Source organism: Methylobacterium hispanicum (assembly GCF_022179285.1).
In the GTDB taxonomy this organism is placed as follows: Bacteria; Pseudomonadota; Alphaproteobacteria; order Rhizobiales; family Beijerinckiaceae; genus Methylobacterium; species Methylobacterium hispanicum.
Genome location: NZ_BPQO01000053.1, coordinates 1 through 18,301 on the forward strand (window position 1 = coordinate 1; position 18,301 = coordinate 18,301).

Here is an 18,301-nt window from a genome sequence, read left to right on the forward strand (position 1 = left end):
TTCCGAGCCGTCGCCACCCGCTACGACAAGGACCCCGACAACTTCCTGGCCAGCGTCAAGCTCGCAGCCCTGCGGGTCCGGCTGCGAGCTTTATGAGTCTACGACCTAGAGGCCAGCGAGGTGTGCTGGCATCAGAGGCTTGCGGTGAGGCCTCAGCGGCCGCCCTGCGGCGCGCACCCGGCTCGCCACTTCGCGTTCAGGCTCCGCAGTTGCGCGCGCGTCTCGGCCGTGTCGGTCCGACTGAAGCGTATCGGCACCTCGATGATCTGGCAGAACCGGGTCGCTTCCGGCACGGCCGGCTGCGGGCAGTGGATCGTCGCCTGGATCACGACGAAGGCGAGGCCGGAAATCACGCCTCCGTCCATGCTCAGTCTCTCAGATCGCGAGGATCGGCATCGCCATCGGAACCGGCCGTGTCCAGGTCGTACCTGCGCGCGATCAGAGCACGCTGGGTCTCAGCGACGGTCATGGTCTTCCTCACGATGAGGAAGCGTGGATGGCGGCGGCCGAACTCTGGCCTGCGGCCTGCATTGGTCGGAATCAGGCGAGCCTGCCGACCTGATCCAGGAGGTCACGATGGACGGAGAGCTGCTGTACCTGTGCCTGACTGCTGTGAGCGGTTCAGGTCTGATGATGGCGATCGGCTTGGCGCTGGAGCCGAAGAGTTCGGACGACTGATGCGACAAGGGCCGCGACGGTCCTCGAGAGGCTGGAAGGCGTGATGCTTTCAGCGGCGTTGCGCGTTGCCGCTCAGGTAATCTGCGAGACGACCGATGAGCGAAGAAGCGATCCATCTAGACTGGCACCGGGCCGAGGCCGCCGATCCGATCGAGCGTGTGGCGCGTGCCCTGTGCCGGCACGACAACAAGGACCCTGATGCCATGGCGTCGATCGGCCCCAAGGAGGTCGGGATCGCGGACGACGGGATCGCGGAGATGCGCCGAGCCGAAGAACCGGCGTGGATGGAATACGCGAAGGAGGCAGAGCGGCTGGTGGCAGCGTTCCGTGCTTTCCAGGCTGGGCCCGATCAGGCGCCGATCGAACTCACCGCTTTAAAATTGTCCGGCGGTCCCGCGGACTGCGGAGATAATCTCGGCGCCCCGGCTCAGTCGAGCAAGCAGATCGTGTCGCGTCTCCGAAGCACCGCTTCACGGCCGGCTCGTTGTCACCGCGCCAGATGACGATGTCGAGCTGGGGAGGCGTGATCGGGGTGGGGGAAGCCTTCATGGTCGGCCCTGCGATGTCTGGCGCGCCTTGCGGGAACCTGGGCCGGCCTTGTCATCCGGCTGCTTCGGCTAGAGCTTCGTCGTGGCACAGCCGCTTTCGCCCGGGCGTAGCGTGTGCGTCACGCTCGCGATCCGGTCGGTGCCGTCGATGCCTCGGCGCGTGCCGGACACGATGCAAGTGCCCTCGGCTTGGGCCTGCGGTTCGATATTGGTCTCGACCGTGCCACCGCCCTTGTGCCGTTCGGCCCCGGTCTTCCGGTCTTCGCTACGGGCCTTCGCGTCGTCCTTGTCGCAGCGGGCCCCTGGCGACGCTGCGGCACTTGGTCGAGGTCTTAGCGGACGATTCGGACAGTCCGGCGCTCGCCGCGGGCGAGGTCGTCACGACTGGCACCCTTACGGAGGCCTACCCGATCAGGGCCGGGGAGACGTGGGACACCCGGATCGCCGGGCTGCTCCTCGCCGACATCCGCCTCGCGTTCTGACCCACCTTGGGAACGGCGGATCTGCGGCAGGGCGCTGCTCGTCGCAGCACCGGCCTCGTCACGTAAAGGCTCCTCGATGGCACCCCTGGCCATCGAAAGAGCTGACCATGACCAGACTGGAACACCATCAGATCCGCCGCGCCAAACAGCGCACCTCGTAGGAACGACTGGAAGCGGCTTTGGATACTGTAATGCCGAGCCTGGAGCTTCCGCCTTCCGATGCTCTTCAGGCCGTGCTCGAGAGAGGCATCATCGGGTGAAAAGCGTGCCCCGGACGCCGACCTGCCTCCGGGGCTGCATCCGACGATTGATGGTCTACCGATCCGACGGATAGGGACAGCCCCTCACCACCACATCGTGCCGGGTTCGCCCTTGAACGGACCGACGATCCGGCGCGTGGCCCAGCCGCCATAGAAGCCCCCCGGCTGTGGGGTGACGCGCTTCTCGCCAACGGAGCAGGCGTCCATCGGACCGGCGTAGAAGGCCAGGTGGTCAGCAGCCCGGCAAACGGTTCGGTCGGCTTCGGATAGGCCCAGGCGACCCGCTTGGCGCGCCGCTGCGGCCCGACGACACCGAAATTGATCGCGCGGCCCTTCCATTCACAGCCGCTGCCGCCAGCCGGGGCGAGTGTACCGGGGTGAATGGCGCCCGGCGGCAGGTAGTAGGTCGGTGGGTGGCTCGTCTCCAGCACGCGCCAGCCCCGCACCGTGTCGGCGATGGTCACGCCGTCGAAGATCACCCGCAGGCGCTCGGGCACCGGCTCCAAGCGTGGCGGGCGTGGATAGTCGCACACGCTTTCCTGACCGGGGCCGATCGGCAACGGGATGGGGCGGCTCATTTTCCGCCTCTGGTCGATGAGAGTAGTCGACCGGCGAGGTGGCGCTTCTTTGGGTCCCTTCGCGCGGTAAATCGCAGAGACAGGCCATGGCTCACAACCCTCAAGCTGCCTACGGGCATGCAAGCTCCGTATTCTCGGAACAATGCCGTTCAGCCCGCCGGTAGCGTAACTGCAGATTGCATGGACATGTGGTTGGTCTCCTCTGATACTCTCATCAGGACGCTGAGACGTCCGTGGGAGGACGTCGATGCTTAAGGCCGCACTCTTATCAGCTGGTGCCCTGTTCGGACTGGTCGGCGCGGTTGGGGCTGACCCACAGCCCGCAACCCCGAACGTCCCTACCGTCTCCAAGCCCGCCCAGCGCGAGGGCTACTTCTTCGTCGGCGGCCAGTACGTGACTGTTGGCGGCAAGGAGATCGCCACCGGGCACATGTACGTGCAGTACCATGCCCCGGAACAGGTCAAGCAGCCCTTTCCCGTCGTGCTGGTGCACGGCACAGCGCAGACCGGCGTCAACTGCCTGGGCACGCCCGACGGCCGGCCGGGCTGGGTGAATCGCTTCGTAGAGTGCGGCTTTGCCGTCTACGTCGTCGATCAGGTCGGACGCGGACGTTCGTGCGACAACCCGGAGGTCTACGGCCCCTACGCCCGGCTCAGTACCCGCGATCTTGAGAGCATTTTCACCGGGCAAGAGCGGTTCGACCTCTTCCCGCAGGCCAAGCTGCACACGCAGTGGCCGGGCGGGCCGGGCGTGGGGGGCAATCTCGCCTTCGATCAGTTCTACCTCTCGCAGGTGCCCTACATCGCCAGCGCTCTGAAGAGCGAGGAGCTGGTCAACCCGGCGCTGACCGCGCTTCTGGAGAAGATCGGCACCTCGGTGGTGCTGACCCACTCGCAGTCCGGCGTCTTCGGAAGGGCAGTGTCCGACCCGCGGCCGGACCTGGTGAAGGATTACGTCGCCGTCGAGCCGAACGGGCCGACCTTCTTCGACATACGCTTCAAAGGCGGCGCTGAGTGGTATGAGAAGGTCGGCGAGGCCCGGGCTCGGCCCTACGGCATCACCCGCGTGCCGCTGCATTTCGAGCCGCCCGTCAGCGGCCCGACCGACCTCACAGTGGTTCAGGCCGACCAGCCGACCCGGCCCGATCAGATCCGCTGCTGGCTGCAGGCCGAACCGGCCCGGCAGTTGCCGCAACTCGCGAAAGTGCCCGCCGTCATCGTCACGGGCGAGGCTTCGTTCCGGGCGACGATGGACGACTGCACCGCCGCCTTCCTCGAACAGGCTGGCGCGAAACCTGATCGGCTGGCGCTCGCCGACCACGGCATTAAGGGCAACGGCCACATGATGATGCTGGAAGCCAACAACCTAGAGGTCGCTGACGCAATCATCGGCTGGATTCAGGGGAAGGTACGCTGAGACCGGCACTGAGCCACTGCCGCCCGAAGCTCAGGCATCGTTCTATCGTTCGCCCCGCGCGACCTCCCGCATCAGATCGTCCGGCAGGGGGCGTTGAAGCCGCAGCGTCTCCTCGGTCAGCGCCTCCAGCCACGAGGCGCACGCCTTGGGCGTGCTGGAAAGCACCGGCATCGCCTATGGATGCCGCGGCCCATCGACACCGCATGTCTCGGTGGTCCTGCCGGAATCCTCTGGCTGAACGTCTCTCGCGCGCTGCGGCCTCGGCGTTGCGGATGCCGGACTCGTCGATGATGCCGATCTGTCACAGAAGCTGCACAACGAGCGGCTTCAGAACGTAAACTCCCCACGCGCCTCAAACCAGTGGCATACGAAGAGGGCCGACCCTGGCGGAGCCATCAAGCTGTGACGTTGCGCCTTGGAGCTCAGATGCCGTGATACCGCTGCAGCAGAACCCAGACGACGAGAGCCGGGCCAACAATCTCGGCTTGGTCCGGCTCCTGTTCGCCGCTCTCGTGGTGCTGTCACATGCCCCAGAGCTCATCGACGGCAACCGCTCACGCGAGCCTCTCACCCAAGTGTTCGGCACCCTCTCACTTGGTGAGCTTGCCGTCGACGGCTTCTTTCTGGTGAGCGGCTATCTGATCACCAGGAGCTACCTCAACACTCGCCCCTTCTCAGCCTACCTGGTGAAGCGCGCGGTGCGGATCTATCCAGGCTTTCTCGTCGCCTCGCTCGTCTGCATCGCGCTCGTTGCGCCGTTCGCTGGGGGCGATCTCTCGGCTGCCTCGATCCTGCAGTGCGGCGTCAGGGCACTGCTGCTCCTGATGCCCGTGGTGTCAGGTGCCTTTGCTGAACTACCGTTCCGTACCTGAATGGGTCGATGTGGACCATCCCGTGCGAGTTCGGCTGCTACCTGCTCCTGTCCCTCGTCAACGATTTGCGCGCATTGCGGCGGCCCAGACGGTTCGTTCTTCTCCTGACAGGGCTTGCGTGCCTGTACGTCCTACGCTGGTTCGTTCTGCCGATTGGTGCTCCTGGCTCCTTGCTTGGCACCCTATCGGAACTAATCCGGCTGACCTTCGTGTTCTTCTGCGGGAGCGCCTTTCACCTGTTCCGGGACCGCATCAGCTACACGCGGCGCGGCGCCGTCATCGCGGCCCTGCTGCTCCTGCCGCTGATGTTCAGCGCCCCGCTCGCTGAGCCCGCCTTCGCGGCGTTTGGCGGGTACCTGATTTTCTGGTTTGCCTTTGCGGTCCGCCCTGCGCCTGTCAGCCTTGCGCTCAACAGAGCAGATCCCTCCTACGGCCTTTACCTCTACGCCTTTCCGGTGCAGAACCTCCTGGCGCTGCATGTACCGGGTCTCTCACCCTGGTCGAATAGCGCGGTCGCGCTGATCGTTGCTGGCTGCCTCGGAGTCCTCAGCTGGCACGCAGTCGAGCGGCCAGCCCTGCGTCGGCAGGAGCTTGTGCGGCGCGTATGGACGCGTGCGGCGACTGCCCTCCTGCCAGTAGCACGGCCCACTCGAGCCTAACCCAATTCCTGCTCCGTGCCGGCTTCGTCGTTCAGATTGAGTCACCGAATGGCGGGCGCATCCCAACGGGACAAACGGCAACAGGAGCCACAGCGCGGGGTTGAAGCAGATCATCGTCGCGTATCGAGGCGACCCGTTACGCCGTTCCCCGCAGGTCGGCGGGTTGCTGGCCTGCTGCCCCCTAGGCGTCGAGCTCCTCCCTAGCTGAGATCTTAGAAGTTCGAGGAAGTCTGCAATGACGCTTGAACTTCAGCGGGTCCGGGCGGATTCGCTGGGTGGTTGCCGGATGCGAAGAGCCTGTCACCGGAAGATGCGCTCCGTCTGCTTCGGAAAGTCGAGATCGAGCCTGAACTCCTACCGCCTAGGCAACTGCCGGAGGATTGGGTGGGTATCTCTAGCCGCCAAGCTGCGGCAAAGTTGATCCGTGACGACGAGGTCGCTCAGCGCCTCAGCATCGCGACGCAGCGCGGAATATTCGGCCGCCCTTTACCTGACGCTGTTGCCCGAGACCGCTGCCCAGCGTGAGCTCATCTGCGGGATGTGTTCGGGGGCTGCGCGATGTCGTGCGCTATGGTGTGGCTCGGTGGGCGATGCCTCATAGTCTGCCACCCTGGGACGCCCGTGTACGACACGCCTCTTGACCGGGAGAGGGCCCGCCACAGGGCGGAGCTCCCGGAGTCTGGCAGAAGGGCCGACCCGTCCGCCGGCGTGATCCCTCCCACACGTGCCACAGGAATCTTGATTGCGCAGCTATATGGAAGCAGCCGATTAGTTCCTCGTTAACGCTTCATCCCGAGATTGCGTGCAGCTTCTCTACGGCCCGATGTCAAGCTGTTCCGGCTAGATCAAGGCTGCGCACTGTATCGAGAATACAATGAAACTTGGCATTAATCTGGCAGGTCCGGATTTCGGCACCGGGAAACTGCCAGGAAGGCTCGGAACCGACTACACCTATCCGACCACCCAGGAAATCGATTACTACGCCGGCAAAGGCATGTCCGTCCTCCGCCTTCCGTTCATCTGGGAGCGGGCCCAGCTGAGCGAGAATGGGCCCTTGAACGCGAGCGAGCTCGCGCAGATGGATACCGTCGTCGGCTATGCGGCGAGCCGCGGCATGCAGGTGATCCTGGAACCGCACAATTTCGGGTCGGGCTTCGGGCATCTGATCGGGAGTGCCGAGACGCCCGACAGCGCCTTCGCGGATTTCTGGGGTCGGCTTGCAAGCCACTTCGCCGGACGCGACAACGTCATCTTCGGCTTGATGAACGAGCCGCACGCGCAGACCGCGCAGCAATGGCTCGGTTCTGCCAACGCGGCGATCGCGGCCATCCGCTCGGCCGGCGCCCGCCAGGAGATCCTCGTTCCCGGCAGCTACTGGTCAGGCGCCCACAGCTGGGTTAGCAGCGACAACGACACGGTCATCGGCCGCGGTGTCGTCGACCCTCTGAACAACTTCGCCTTCGAGGTCCATCAATACCTCGACAGCGACAGCTCCGGTACGCATGCCACCGTGGTCTCCGCGAGCATCGGTGTGGAGCGGCTTACTGCCATCACCCAATGGGCGGAGGCGACCAACAATCGCCTGTTCCTCGGCGAGTTCGGCGTCGCTCAGGATGCGACGAGCCTCGCTGCGCTCGCCAACATGGTGGCCTACATGCGCGCGCACCCGGTTTGGGAGGGCGCAACCTACTGGGCCGCCGGGCCCTGGTGGGGCGACTACATGTTCACGATCGAGCCTACCGGCCTCGGCAGCAACCAAGTCGTCGATCGGCCGCAGATGGACGTGCTGGAGAACTTCCTCATCACCTTGCCGAGTCAGTCCGGGCCTGCACCCTCCATCCAGAGTCCGGTCGGGACGCGCGGGCCGGACGTGATCACTCGGCCGGTCGGGACGCTAGGGCCGGACCTGATCACGTTGCCGTTGGGTTCGGTCACGTTCCTGGGCGGCGCTGGCAACGACACGGTCTACGGCAGCCTCGATGCCGAGTTGATCTACGGCAACCAGGGCGACGATCTCCTTGTGGCGGGCCGCACGGCTGGACCGTACGGACACGACAGCGTCTTCGGCGGCCAGGGCCAGGACGTGATCGATTACAGCGCCAGCAGCGATGACTCTTTCATCTACGGCAACCTCGGCGACGACACGCTCAGCGGCGGATCGGGCGACGATGTGCTGTACGGGGGGCAGGGCCAGGATCTCATCAGGGTTGGAATGGGGAGAAACCTCGCCTACGGCAATCTGGGGGACGATACGCTTGTTGGAGGTTCAGGCAACAGTACTCTATACGGTGGCCAGGGCCAGGACCTTATCTCGTTAGAGGCTGGGGACAATCTCGTCTTCGGCAACTTGGGGAACGACACGCTTGTGGGTGGCCCTGGATATGACACGCTTTTCGGTGGTCAAGGTGACGACGTACTGACCGGCGGCTCCGGCGACAACACCCTCTCGGGCGACCTCGGTGCGGACAGGTACGTGTTCGGTCAGCCCTCGCGCACCAGTAAGATCCTAGGGTTCAATCCAGCCGAAGGCGATCGCATCGACCTGCGGGGCCAGAGCTATACGGTCGTGGCGGCTGCTGACGGAGATGCTCTGCTGGCCCTCTCGGGGGGCGGCTCGGTGAGGCTGACCGGGATCAGGCCAGCCCAAGTGGACGCTAGCTTCTTCTCCTGATTGCCAGCTCTCCAGCTCCTCCACCGCGCGCAGTGTTAGCTCGGGAAGGGCACGCGCCTTCCGCAGCAATCGAGACCGCGTCCCCATGAGCACAACCTCAACTGAGGTGGCAGACAGCGGCTGCACCGAAGAAGCGACCATGTCCCGCTCCTCCTGGTTTGGATTGTGAGCTCGCGCGAGGTACGGAAGTCCACCCGAGATCGGCGCGTCGCAGGGCTCGCAAGTCCGGATCCGGGGCCCTGCCCTCCCCGGATCTGTCAGCGCGATTTCACCCCGATGGTCTTCTCGTTGACGAGGCGACGCAAGCGGGAACGCGGCATGGCCCGGCAATTTGAGAACCGCCCACACCTCATCCATGATCGCCTCGCGATTGCGCTGAGCGGTAGGAGCGTTTGGGCTCGGCGGAGCCTCAACCACGACGCTATCCATCAGGACCGCCACGCGTAGCCTTGACAGGCCCCGGGGCCCGGACGGTGCGGTATTTCGAGCGGGACGTCGACCTAGGTGATATCAGCAGGTTCACGCCAGCCACGGTATACCCCGGCTGCGACGTGCTGCTCGGCGCGTGCGGGCGGCGGCACGTCGGAAGGCTGCCACCTGGAAACGCTGCCTGAGCCCTCGTTCGGGAAGACTTCGAGACGCCTGCCAGCCGGACGAGTCCAAGCTCAAGCAGAGCCTATAACATGCTTGGAAGATGGCATCGCCCAGTCATGCACCGTATCGCCACGACTGCGCTTGCCACACGCATCAGGTGACGCGGCACCTATCTTTGCATCTGCCCAGTCGGGCTGAGGGAGTATCGGAGCTGTACCAGACAGAGCACTCCGGCAGCTTGTCCAGCAGACACGAGGGAGCGCCACGCCTCTGGCTCGGCGATACAAGAGGGCCAGCATTATGCTCACACATTTGCGTTGAGCGTCGGCCCTCTCGCGTACCCCAACGATCACTGGACTTCATCCAGCAGGATCGGTCTGGCGATCAGCCAGGCGCCCGCTCCGGCAGTCTTGCGACTTGCCAGACCCCTTGCTTCAGCGTCGCCAGGCTAATGTCCGAGTTGAGCGTCAGGACGGCAATGTGGGTGGCGAGGACGGGCACGAAGACCAGCGCCATCATAAATGCGATAACCAGGACGCTGCGGTCAGTACCCGCGTGCTCAGCGCGGCGGGCAGATACGTTCAGGAAGGTCATGGCTCACCTCGTAAGCGACCAGCCGCCTTTCGGCCGGTCGCGAGTGAGCCGATCAGAGGATCAGGCTTGGAACACGCGATAGGCCGTAGGCGGCATGGTCGATCGACTACTGTCGTCGGGCATGGGGTTCCGGGTTCCTGTGAGACCGCGCTGCCTACCTCGGGTAGGCGTCGCACGGACCATGTGCGGATGATACAGAGCCGCGGGTTCGTCAAGTCTTAATGTTCGAGCCGCCCGGTGGTTGCACAGGACCGCCGCGGCATCCGCATAAACATGCGGGATACGCGTCACGTCACGGCTTCTTTGTCGGCATCGCGGCTTATCCACATGTAGCGGGCGAGGATCGAGCGGTACGGCGAGAAAGCCGCGGCCACCGCTACGTGGTCCTCACGGCCGCTTAGTCGCCGCAGCGTCCCGACGGCCGCAGCATCGCCGGCGGGCCAGATATCCGGATCTTGGAAGTGAAAGATACCGATCATATCGGCTGTCCATGGGCCGACGCCCCGAATCCGGCAAAGAGCAGACGTCCGATCCGCATGCGGCATGAGAGCCAGAGCCTCGCCCAGCTCTCAGGCAGCCTCCGCCTCCCGTATCGCCATCAAGGCCCGTACCTTGTTGCCCGATACGCCGCAGCCGCGCAAAGTCGCCTCTTCCCCCGGAACGAAAAGCTCCCGGGGCGCGATGCCCCGCTCGGCTGCTCGGATCTCGATCCTGTCCCAAATCGCGAGTGCCGCCCGGGTAGAGATCTGTTGATTGATGACCTCGACGAACAGGCGATCAGCCACCAGCACGTGTGAGGGCGACGGGATCGCGATGGGGCCCTGACGAACAATGGCCGCATGCAAGGGTGCCGAGGTCGCTGCCGCGGCGCGGGACAAGAACCTGAAGACGTCGGGATCAAGGCTCATGGACACTCGCGTGGCGGAACATCGATAGAGCTATGTAGAGCCCTGAGGTGTCTCGGGGCCATCACGCACCAGAATCGGTAAGTCAGCGGCGGGATCCTCCGTTGAGACCGATGAAAGGGCGGCGCCCCGGTGGTCGATGTCGAAGAAACGTTGAGATACCTAACGTAACCGGCAACGTGCCGTTGTGACCTCCAGCACGATTTGTAGATCTCTACGAGCCAAGCATAACCGAGATCGGTCGGTGGTCCAGCCGGTCATCCTGCTTCTGCATGGTGACCGCGGGAATCGTTGGAGCCTAACCTCACGCGCTCGAAGCAAGCAAAGATCACGGCGCATAATCCGCGAGCTGCCTTACTCTTACGATCGCTCTCCTGGTTCGACCGTGGGCACGGCCGGAAGGAAGTCACCCGCTTGTTCCGCCGAGACGCCATCATCCCGCGCTCACCCCGGGCAGCGCCCGGCGCCTCGAGCGCCTGGGCCGAGATCGGAGCGTCTCCGATTTGATGAGGACCGCCGACCATCCCGGTCGCAACCCGCTGCGCCGAAGCTCAGAGGCGTCGACGTGGCGACTTTTCGGAACCGAGGCTCACGCTCGCTCGGGAGGCCGCCGTAGAACTTCGGCGACTTCATCGTGCGATTTGCCGCGCACAGCGTAGCCCATCGCCTCGAAGCGCTCGATCAGGGACGGGCTATTCTGCGTTGCGCAGGCCGCCCATTCCGCAAGCAGTGTGTTGGTTCCCTCCAGCCGCTCGGCGAGATTTGCAGCCGTTTCGCCGCGCTCGTTCTCGTTTGCCATGATAGAATCCGTCGCATGGGAACCGCGAGCTGTGACGTAGAACCGTGCTGACTGAGCGCCGGTTCCGATTGAATGCCTCACCATCCAATTTCGCGCCGCCGCATTGGCCACGGGTCCGGTGTGCGTCCGAGGCTGGTTGCCGTCGTGACGGGCCCGTCCGGCCGGTGGCAGACCTGATCCTCACCGGGCGCGGGAAGCCGAACTGCACGCGGCTGGCGCTTACGCCACACGCCGGTACGCAGGGCCGAAATGATGCCGGCCAGGGCTGCACGATCCGAACCGTGCGTCCGAGCACGTCCTGGCTTCACAGGTTTGGGGGACAGCAACGGCTCGATCCCAGACCACGAGTCGCTGGGTCTGACAAGGTTTAAGTTCTTCCGACCCGCCTCAGTCGGTCCCACTCGAACTCCGAATGCATGCCGTTCAGCTCCCGACGAGCGAGCCCGAACGCCTCGGGCTCGATCCGTCACGCCGCTACCCGAGACCATTCGGCTAAGCCTTGCGAGCGTAGCCCCACACCATCTGGGGAATATGCCCATGGTTCGTCATCGGGTGATGGTCAGCAACAGCAGGGGCGTGGCTCTGGTCAATGGCGTGTTGAAGGAAGCATTCGTAATTTCCCCAACCGCCGGTGACGATGTGCTCCGGCTTGAACCCAGAGTCTTCGAGCATGAACCCCATGCCCTGAGGTGTCCAACGCCAGCAATCGAGGGGCGTTGGATGAATATGAAAAATGAACGGCGTTGTTATGAGGACATATCCGCCGTCTTTCAGCCCATCGAACATATTTTTCGCTGCCCTCCATGGATAGCGGACATGCTCAAATACCTGCTCAGCAATGATGAGATCGTAATTTTTGTCGAAAGGATCACTGCAAACGTCGAACTCGGGATATTTTTTAGATGTGAAGCTTTTCCACTCAGCAAAATCACTCCAGGCCTCGCCGGAAATCTCGCAGACATCCATAGTCTCGGGAGACGAGGCGCCAACTAAGCGCGCAGTCTCCTCGTCCATCACCCATCGTATCCATGGCCTGTGCTTCGGCATCCCAACCCCGTCAGAAACGCGAGTTCACACCGCGCCTATGGCGCGTTGTGGCATATCCATCGCACGCACCGAGTATCATGTCACCAATGCCTGTGGCCCGCGACCGCCCTGCATCGGCAACCTCCGGTAATTTCTCCGTTCGTGTGTTAGGGAAGCGCTTCTGCCGCTCGGCATGGGCGCCTATCAGGAGTGAACCCTGTCCTGAGCATCGCCGTTGAACCAGAGTCCATAGAATGCCCACCCTACGAACCTGCGATCTCGTTCATGGCAATGCGTTTTACTCGGCCATAAACCCGCTCGCAGGCGCCTTCGAGAGCGCGACCCTAGTCCCGAAGCAACAATTTGCACTGCTTGACCACGATCCTGATTGGGGCATCTACGACAAAGCTGGATCGAATATATCCCTCGCAGCTTATCGAAGGGGGCCATATCAGGATCGCGTCGGCCAATCTCAGCGCCTAAATGGCAGTCTTTCCGTGCGGCCTGCCGCAGAAGAATGCACATACATGTATATCGGCCCGTTATCCATGCATCACGGCCATTATCTTCTCACAAGCGTCGCCCGCCTCTGGCCATTGATAAAATTGAATGATACTAACATAAAGCTGGTATTTCATGGCGATCATGACATACAAACATACTGCAAGCATTTACCAGTGGCTGCCGCCACACTGCGAGCATTCAATCTCTCACCCGACAATTTCTTCCGTCCGGTCGAACCGACGCGTTTCGGGAAACTGTACATTCCGGCCCCGAGCTTTGAAGAGACTAACAGTGCCCATCGCATCCATGGCGATGTTGGCACTATTATCGGCCGATCATTACCCCGGAGCAGCGCGGCTAGAACCTACTCCCACCCAGTCATTTTCTCGAAAGCCCGCCTCACCTCTGGCGTTTCCCGTATCTTGAACGAAGATAAGATTATTGAGCACTTGGTGCGCAAGGGCATGGAAGTCATCTACCCCGAGACACTGTCTTTGGGTGATCAGATTGACATCTTTGAGCGCGCTCCAGCCATCGTGTCATATGCCGGCTCTGCGCTCCACACGTCTCTGCTGGCGGAGCGCTCCTCGAAAATTATTGGGCTCAACTTAAATTCGACCATGGCGTCCAGCCAAATCCTTATCGATTTTCTAAAAGGAAATGACAGCAGCTACTTCTATCCTAACGGCACCGTCATGCCCTCCGAGAACCCGGCCTTCGCACAGGATTTCCATATTGACGACCCTGTCGCCGTCGCTGACGAAATCCTACGCCAGATCGATGCGAAGCTAGGCCTTCGGGCACGCCTGCGCCGGATGGTAGGGCGACCCGCCCCGGAGGATCGGTTGGCCTATCCCGGCGTACAATCGCTGTGGCCTTGACGCATCACGCCTTGAACGTTCTGCAGCCGGGCTTTCTCTGTGAGTGCGGAGCACTCCCATCGCGGCTGGCACATGCTGCGATCCGCGCTACTGACTTGCCCGCTAAGCCGGTCCGGGCGACGGCATTGTTGTAGGGGATCCAGCCGTTGCGTGCGACGTTGTCTTACAACGCTTCTCGTTGCGCGATGCCCGCCCTCTGTCGCGTGGGTAACCGGGTTGCATGAGCGCTGGAGCGTCAAGCCCTGGCCGCGCTGAGCACGCCTCCTACGACCGGCCGCATCGGTTCATCGAGGCCGAAATCTGCGATCCATCTCCTCTGCAGTGGGCGCTCGCCGTCGAGGCAGGTGGCTGGTCGACGGCCCCGTTGCAATAACGTAAGCGACGATAAGGCCCTGTCTCAGAAGGGTGAGTGCTCGGTCGCAACCCCGCGCGAGGCGCCACCACGCTGGGCAAGAACGCGAAGCTTGTAACGCTCGTCTCAACGACCGCGCCGGCTGGCGCGGTTCCGTCGCGTTCAGTCCATAATAGGTCCCGCCCGAATGTGGCGGACGCCTCCAACCGGATTGCACGGCCGGTGTGTCCACATACCTGCGTTGCTCGCGGACAGGGGCGGAGATTGCCGTTGCTGAGACCTATTGCGTTTGACCGACCGAGTGCGAGGCAACCGTGTGGTGACGGACGCCGGCTCTGATCGTTGCGACTTTTCTCGGCGAGCGCCCAGCACATATGGCCGGACGTGGACGGCTGACATCTCACGGCCCCGAGGTCTGCTCATCCTACGTAGCGATGATCTTCACCGTCGCTGGGTGTGTGCGTCAGCGTCCAAGACCGAGCCGACCTTGGTCCTCGCCGAGCCGTCCTGGCGGAAGGCGCCGGAGGGAACGTGACGTAAGGGCGGCGCCGACGCGGCGAAAGAGGCTTCGCGTCTGCGCTGCGCGTCCGGAGCGCCGACAGCCCGATCCGGAGATTCAGCAATCGGGCTGATCGAGGCCCACCTAGGAAGAAAGTCTGCTCGCACAGCCTGAAAACCTGAATCTGCGACTTCTTGTCTCAGGCTAACCCGAGGGCGCGATGCGGTTGGGCAGAACAGACCTCGATGACATTGCGGATTCTTCGACGAAGGCAGGGTCGCTGGACAATGCGATTCCGTCGACCGGTTATGGCTAGAGGTGCATGCACGCCGGAGCCGCGAGACCGTGGCTCAGCTCCTGTTTGTCCGGCGGCTCTTGCCGCGCGTCGACCGATGGTTCCCGTTCGTCGGCCCGCTTTCTAGGTGAGCCTGATCAGCCGCTCGATCTGGGTATCCGCGACTTGGCGTGAGCCACCGGAGCCGGGCAGATCGACGGGGCCATCGAGGCGCAAGGCTCGGACGCGGGCCCGTCGTGCCGTGCCCCCCATGTGTCGGATAACGGGCGCGCGGGTGCCCCCCCGCCGTTCGGACCCGGCTCGGCCCAGGCCAACACGATGCGGACGCGCTGAGCCAGCGCCCGACCGGCATCGCGACGGGGCATGAGAGTTCCCCGATCAGAGCATGCAGCGGCGCTCGGTTGAGCGTCAACCGATAACCGAGACGCCGGCAACCCACTCATCCGTGCAGCCGGGTGCGACCCGTGGGACCCCATCTTTCCGATTGCAGCTACGCCTCGTCCGGGATCATTCATCCAAGATGCGTTCGCACCGGTCGTTGTTGACGATGCGGGCGACATTGTTCAGACAGGCCATCTTTGAGAGGACGGAGAACGCAAGCGCCCCCACCAAAGCGATATCAGTGTCCCAGCGTCGTGCCGTGACGGCGGATGTCAGGAAGGTAACCGCCCCTCCGCCTGCCTGAGGAGCGGATGCATCCCCGGCACGAATCGGGTGGCGCTATCGTCTTTAACCTCGTTGCGGTCATGGCAGGCGAACATATCAGCGATGCGCTGCTCCGAGGCCAATTTCTCGTCATCGACGCCGAAGTAGCCGCGCGAGGCTTTAATCTGATATTCGCCCCACGAGCGAGTGTGGTAGTGGTTGATCCGAAACCTGTTCCAACAGGCAGGCTTGTCGGCGTAGAACCCGTGAGGCTCTGTCATAGGAATTGGCGCACCGCCGTCATCTACGAGGCCACCAGCCGTGCCGATGAGGTGTGAGGAATAGACCTTCTCGATTCGAGCCGCACGCGCCACCGTCTTGATATGGCGGTTGAACAGAAAGGTGTCCTCGGCCCGGCGCGTGTAATTTTCAACCGTCAGGCCCGGGACGGCCTCAGTGTGGCCATCGGAGCCGTAGATGTGCCAGTGAACGCCGACACCGTCGATGTCGCCCATCTCCGCCAAGGTCTTGCGCAGATCCGGGCCCTCAACCGGGTAGAGGAATTCGTCGGCATCGATAAAGGCCAACCACTCCGTCCGATCCCGGTAGTCTCTGGCAACCTTCTCGTACATCTCGATCTGCGTGCCTGGGCCGGGCCAATCGATCACATCGACTTGGCCGGTGAAGCCGAACGTGCGCGCGACGTTCCCGGTCCCGTCAGTGCTGCCGTTGTCGATGATGACAAGGCGGTCGAAGCCGGTGGTGAGATGGAAAGCGATCCACTCGGCTATATAGGACGCCTCGTTCTTCGCGGTGCAGCAGGCGGTGAGGTAGTCCATGTGCTCCGATCCTTACCGGCGCAAGGTCCCATTCAGCCGGCGACCTCCTTGCTACGCCGGAGTAGGCTAGTCCGACAAGCGCGGCTCGAACCACCGCCGTGGGCGGCCATGCATCCATGATGCGCATCGGGCCAGTCTCTGAAGCGCGAAAGGCCCTGTGCCGACCGCGCGCTGCGGCCAGCGATCAGTCTTCTCAGCCGAGGATGGCCATCTGCCGGAGCACCCCAAACAACGATATCTCTTTGGAGGGACCGTATATCAGCTCTGCGGGCTTCCCCGGTGCCGGACAATTCTCCCCCGATCTGACGGATCGTCACCTCGCCCCGGGTATGGTGCCGCCTCGCCATAGCATGATCGCATTATGCCCATCACCGGATTGGCCTGCGTCGAGAATTTGCCCGCGCCCACGCCCCTTTCGGAGAGTCAGCGGGCGCCCTGGGCATCAGCTGCGGGCCAACTTCGCACCATGCGCTGCCCCATCCCAGCGCTGCTCCAGCGCCAGCTACCGCAGGTTGGAGCGGGGTTGCCAGGAGGGTGTCATCGGGCTTTCACCCCGCAGAGCGATCCCGACTGATTGCACTGGCGCAGAGTGGCGTGATCGGCCGGTTCGCGGCGGATCAGCCAGCGCGGAATGACGCTCTGGCCTGAGCCATCTCGTGTGTCGCGGGATTGGCAGGACTGGCCAGGATGAGAGACTGAACGGCGCGTCTAGGGTTCCGGCCGACCTGTTCGTCGGCCTATGGCCTTGCCTCAGCCCTTCGAGTAGGCAGCGGTTGCAATGCCCCCCGGAACAGTCATGGACAGCGAGATACGTCCCCCTGGCGAAGCGTCGTCGCTGCTGCTGCCGCGCACGAAGGAGCATATGCGCGGCGCCTGCCGCATCCTGACGGGCCAGCCGGTGATGAAGCGTGTGGGGCCGGCCTACTACCTGCCCCACCGCGAGGAGGGAAACTGGGGCCTGTTCGACGCGCAGGACGCTCCGGTCGAGCTCGCGGTCGAGCGCGGCTTCGCCGACATGGTACCGCTGCGCCAGATCCCCGAGAGCACGACGCGCTACGCGGCGATCGAGGCGCAGCTCCCGTCGGACAGCGAGTACATCTATGGCGGTCGCTTCGTGCACCATTTCGGGCACTTCCTGATCGAGACGCTGGCGCGGTTCTGGCCCTTCACCGAGGGCTTCAGGCCCGATCAGAGGATCGTCATGCACGGCGACGGCGATCCGGACCAGTGGTTCGCCCTGCGTCACGTCCGCGAACTCTTCGGCGCGCTCGGTCTGCGGCGGGATGCAATCGTGCACGCCGACGCGCCGTTCCGGATTGACACCATCCTGGTCACCGAGCCGGCCTTCCGACCCCAGGCACAGGGCTACCCGGACTTCGTGCGCTTCTGCCGGCAACTTGGGGCGCGCCTGATGGAGGCGGCTCCGCCCCCGCCCCGCCTAGACCGGCCGGTCTACCTGACCAAATCCGGGCTCGCGGCGGGGGTGGCGCGCTGGCAGAACGAGGCCGAGCTGGAGGCGGCTCTGCAGCGGCGCGGCTTTGCCATCATTCACCCGCAAGACCTGACGCTTGCCGAACACCTCCGCCTCTACGCCAGCGGGGCGACGATCTACGGGGTGATCGGCTCGGCCCACCATGTCAGCCTGTTTGCGCCCGCACCAGTGCGATTCAAACTGCTCGCGCCAGAACGACTGAACGCGAACTTCTTCCTGATTGACGACCTCACTGGTAACGACAGCACTTACCATTTCGCGCAGGGCACCCACAACGTGCCGAACACAGGTGCCCCGTTCATCGTGGAGCGCGTTATCCCCGAGCCCGAGCAAGTCGCCGACGCGCTCTGTGCGGCTCTCTGAAGACGCGATAAGCTATTTCGAGGGCAGATGTGCTATTGCTAGAAGCCCGACCGGAATGGATAAATCAAGAACCTTTCGCGTAATACTCGAGGCCAAGTGTGAACAGCTCCAATGGAGTTGCGGTTCATAGAGGGCAGGAATGTGCTTCGATGTGAAGCCATCCAACGAGGAGAGCCTACTGCCTGCTACCTTGGCAACCCATCTGCACGGGCGCGTTGCAACGGCCATCGGGGCTAGGTCGCGGACCCATAACGTCTGGCACGGCTGAGGTGCGGCGGCGTTAGCCCTCTGAGCGGGAGGGATCTGGATGGCGCGGTTTGACCTGACGGATGCGGAGTGGGCGGTGAT

17 protein-coding genes and 2 pseudogenes are annotated in these 18,301 nt (G+C 63.5%); 10 read left to right on the forward strand and 9 right to left on the reverse strand.

The genetic code is table 11. From position 1 onward, the window contains the following. Positions 1–96: pseudogene (locus tag MFF56_RS30965) on the forward strand (IS5/IS1182 family transposase); the annotation flags it as partial. Positions 97–152: 56 nt separating this feature from the next. Here the strand turns inward: MFF56_RS30965 and MFF56_RS30970 are convergent. Next, on the reverse strand, positions 153–365 hold the full coding sequence (locus MFF56_RS30970; protein WP_066919857.1) for a hypothetical protein: 213 nt from the start codon (positions 363–365) through the stop codon (positions 153–155). Between the two features lie 127 nt (positions 366–492). On the opposite strand from MFF56_RS30970, the gene MFF56_RS30975 reads away from it, so the two are divergent. From MFF56_RS30975 to MFF56_RS30985, 3 genes are all read left to right on the forward strand, one after another. Then, complete coding sequence (locus MFF56_RS30975) at positions 493–678, forward strand: hypothetical protein (RefSeq protein ID WP_066919855.1); 186 nt, start codon at positions 493–495, stop codon at positions 676–678. A gap of 95 nt (positions 679–773) precedes the next feature. Then, entirely contained in the window at positions 774–1,181 is a 408-nt protein-coding gene (locus tag MFF56_RS30980; RefSeq protein WP_066919853.1) for a hypothetical protein, read from the forward strand. A gap of 365 nt (positions 1,182–1,546) precedes the next feature. Beyond that, positions 1,547–1,708 (forward strand): hypothetical protein, encoded by a 162-nt coding sequence (locus MFF56_RS30985; RefSeq protein ID WP_156453556.1) that lies wholly within the window; start codon positions 1,547–1,549, stop codon positions 1,706–1,708. A 344-nt stretch (positions 1,709–2,052) separates the two neighbouring features. Here the strand turns inward: MFF56_RS30985 and MFF56_RS30990 are convergent. Next, a pseudogene (locus MFF56_RS30990) lies at positions 2,053–2,546 on the reverse strand (DUF427 domain-containing protein). A 247-nt stretch (positions 2,547–2,793) separates the two neighbouring features. On the opposite strand from MFF56_RS30990, the gene MFF56_RS30995 reads away from it, so the two are divergent. Beyond that, positions 2,794–3,963: an alpha/beta hydrolase gene (locus MFF56_RS30995; protein ID WP_066919851.1), complete on the forward strand. Its 1,170-nt coding sequence runs from the start codon at positions 2,794–2,796 to the stop codon at positions 3,961–3,963. 42 nt (positions 3,964–4,005) lie between these two features. Here MFF56_RS30995 and MFF56_RS31000 read toward each other — a convergent pair whose 3' ends face one another. Continuing rightward, on the reverse strand, positions 4,006–4,128 hold the full coding sequence (locus tag MFF56_RS31000; RefSeq protein WP_308445298.1) for a hypothetical protein: 123 nt from the start codon (positions 4,126–4,128) through the stop codon (positions 4,006–4,008). Between the two features lie 266 nt (positions 4,129–4,394). Here MFF56_RS31000 and MFF56_RS31005 point away from each other — a divergent pair, with 266 nt between their 5' ends. From MFF56_RS31005 to MFF56_RS31015, 3 genes are all read left to right on the forward strand, one after another. Continuing rightward, on the forward strand, positions 4,395–4,835 hold the full coding sequence (locus MFF56_RS31005) for an acyltransferase family protein (RefSeq protein ID WP_238232118.1): 441 nt from the start codon (positions 4,395–4,397) through the stop codon (positions 4,833–4,835). An 8-nt stretch (positions 4,836–4,843) separates the two neighbouring features. Next, complete coding sequence (locus MFF56_RS31010) at positions 4,844–5,494, forward strand: acyltransferase family protein (RefSeq protein WP_238232120.1); 651 nt, start codon at positions 4,844–4,846, stop codon at positions 5,492–5,494. Between the two features lie 874 nt (positions 5,495–6,368). Continuing rightward, the gene (locus tag MFF56_RS31015) at positions 6,369–8,165 is read left to right on the forward strand and encodes a cellulase family glycosylhydrolase (RefSeq protein WP_082772914.1); all 1,797 of its coding nucleotides are present in this window, start codon (positions 6,369–6,371) and stop codon (positions 8,163–8,165) included. A gap of 978 nt (positions 8,166–9,143) precedes the next feature. Here MFF56_RS31015 and MFF56_RS31020 read toward each other — a convergent pair. The 5 genes from MFF56_RS31020 to MFF56_RS31040 all read right to left on the reverse strand — a co-directional run bounded on the left by MFF56_RS31020 (position 9,144) and on the right by MFF56_RS31040 (position 12,071). Beyond that, positions 9,144–9,353 (reverse strand): hypothetical protein, encoded by a 210-nt coding sequence (locus tag MFF56_RS31020; RefSeq protein WP_066919849.1) that lies wholly within the window; start codon positions 9,351–9,353, stop codon positions 9,144–9,146. Between the two features lie 287 nt (positions 9,354–9,640). Next, on the reverse strand, positions 9,641–9,832 hold the full coding sequence (locus tag MFF56_RS31025; RefSeq protein WP_238232122.1) for a DNA glycosylase family protein: 192 nt from the start codon (positions 9,830–9,832) through the stop codon (positions 9,641–9,643). Positions 9,833–9,922: 90 nt separating this feature from the next. Further along, the gene (locus MFF56_RS31030) at positions 9,923–10,261 is read right to left on the reverse strand and encodes a DNA glycosylase family protein (protein ID WP_238232124.1); all 339 of its coding nucleotides are present in this window, start codon (positions 10,259–10,261) and stop codon (positions 9,923–9,925) included. 586 nt (positions 10,262–10,847) lie between these two features. Next, positions 10,848–11,057 carry a hypothetical protein gene (locus MFF56_RS31035; RefSeq protein WP_082772913.1) on the reverse strand — a complete coding sequence of 70 codons (210 nt, stop codon included), beginning with the start codon at positions 11,055–11,057 and terminating at the stop codon, positions 10,848–10,850. Positions 11,058–11,549: 492 nt separating this feature from the next. Continuing rightward, positions 11,550–12,071, reverse strand: a complete 522-nt coding sequence (locus MFF56_RS31040) for a methyltransferase domain-containing protein (RefSeq protein WP_238232126.1) — start codon at positions 12,069–12,071, stop codon at positions 11,550–11,552. Positions 12,072–12,337: 266 nt separating this feature from the next. Here MFF56_RS31040 and MFF56_RS31045 point away from each other — a divergent pair, with 266 nt between their 5' ends. After that, positions 12,338–13,468 carry a glycosyltransferase family 61 protein gene (locus MFF56_RS31045; RefSeq protein ID WP_082772911.1) on the forward strand — a complete coding sequence of 377 codons (1,131 nt, stop codon included), beginning with the start codon at positions 12,338–12,340 and terminating at the stop codon, positions 13,466–13,468. Positions 13,469–15,267: 1,799 nt separating this feature from the next. Here MFF56_RS31045 and MFF56_RS31050 read toward each other — a convergent pair. Beyond that, positions 15,268–16,098, reverse strand: a complete 831-nt coding sequence (locus tag MFF56_RS31050) for a glycosyltransferase family 2 protein (RefSeq protein ID WP_066919846.1) — start codon at positions 16,096–16,098, stop codon at positions 15,268–15,270. Between the two features lie 796 nt (positions 16,099–16,894). Between MFF56_RS31050 and MFF56_RS31055 the strand changes: the two genes are divergently transcribed. Next, positions 16,895–17,953 (forward strand): glycosyltransferase family 61 protein, encoded by a 1,059-nt coding sequence (locus MFF56_RS31055; protein ID WP_197430473.1) that lies wholly within the window; start codon positions 16,895–16,897, stop codon positions 17,951–17,953. The last annotated feature ends 348 nt before the right edge of the window (positions 17,954–18,301 follow it).

Excerpts from the sequence above, each read along its gene's own strand:
- MFF56_RS30970 (WP_066919857.1), bottom strand. The coding sequence starts at position 365 with ATGGACGGAGGCGTGATTTCCGGCCTCGCCTTCGTCGTGATCCAGGCG.
- MFF56_RS30980 (WP_066919853.1), top strand. The coding sequence starts at position 774 with ATGAGCGAAGAAGCGATCCATCTAGACTGGCACCGGGCCGAGGCCGCC.
- MFF56_RS30995 (WP_066919851.1), top strand. The coding sequence starts at position 2,794 with ATGCTTAAGGCCGCACTCTTATCAGCTGGTGCCCTGTTCGGACTGGTC.
- MFF56_RS31010 (WP_238232120.1), top strand. The coding sequence starts at position 4,844 with ATGTGGACCATCCCGTGCGAGTTCGGCTGCTACCTGCTCCTGTCCCTC.
- MFF56_RS31015 (WP_082772914.1), top strand. The coding sequence starts at position 6,369 with ATGAAACTTGGCATTAATCTGGCAGGTCCGGATTTCGGCACCGGGAAA.
- MFF56_RS31020 (WP_066919849.1), bottom strand. The coding sequence starts at position 9,353 with ATGACCTTCCTGAACGTATCTGCCCGCCGCGCTGAGCACGCGGGTACT.
- MFF56_RS31025 (WP_238232122.1), bottom strand. The coding sequence starts at position 9,832 with ATGATCGGTATCTTTCACTTCCAAGATCCGGATATCTGGCCCGCCGGC.
- MFF56_RS31030 (WP_238232124.1), bottom strand. The coding sequence starts at position 10,261 with ATGAGCCTTGATCCCGACGTCTTCAGGTTCTTGTCCCGCGCCGCGGCA.
- MFF56_RS31035 (WP_082772913.1), bottom strand. The coding sequence starts at position 11,057 with ATGGCAAACGAGAACGAGCGCGGCGAAACGGCTGCAAATCTCGCCGAG.
- MFF56_RS31040 (WP_238232126.1), bottom strand. The coding sequence starts at position 12,071 with ATGGACGAGGAGACTGCGCGCTTAGTTGGCGCCTCGTCTCCCGAGACT.
- MFF56_RS31045 (WP_082772911.1), top strand. The coding sequence starts at position 12,338 with ATGCCCACCCTACGAACCTGCGATCTCGTTCATGGCAATGCGTTTTAC.
- MFF56_RS31050 (WP_066919846.1), bottom strand. The coding sequence starts at position 16,098 with ATGGACTACCTCACCGCCTGCTGCACCGCGAAGAACGAGGCGTCCTAT.
- MFF56_RS31055 (WP_197430473.1), top strand. The coding sequence starts at position 16,895 with ATGGACAGCGAGATACGTCCCCCTGGCGAAGCGTCGTCGCTGCTGCTG.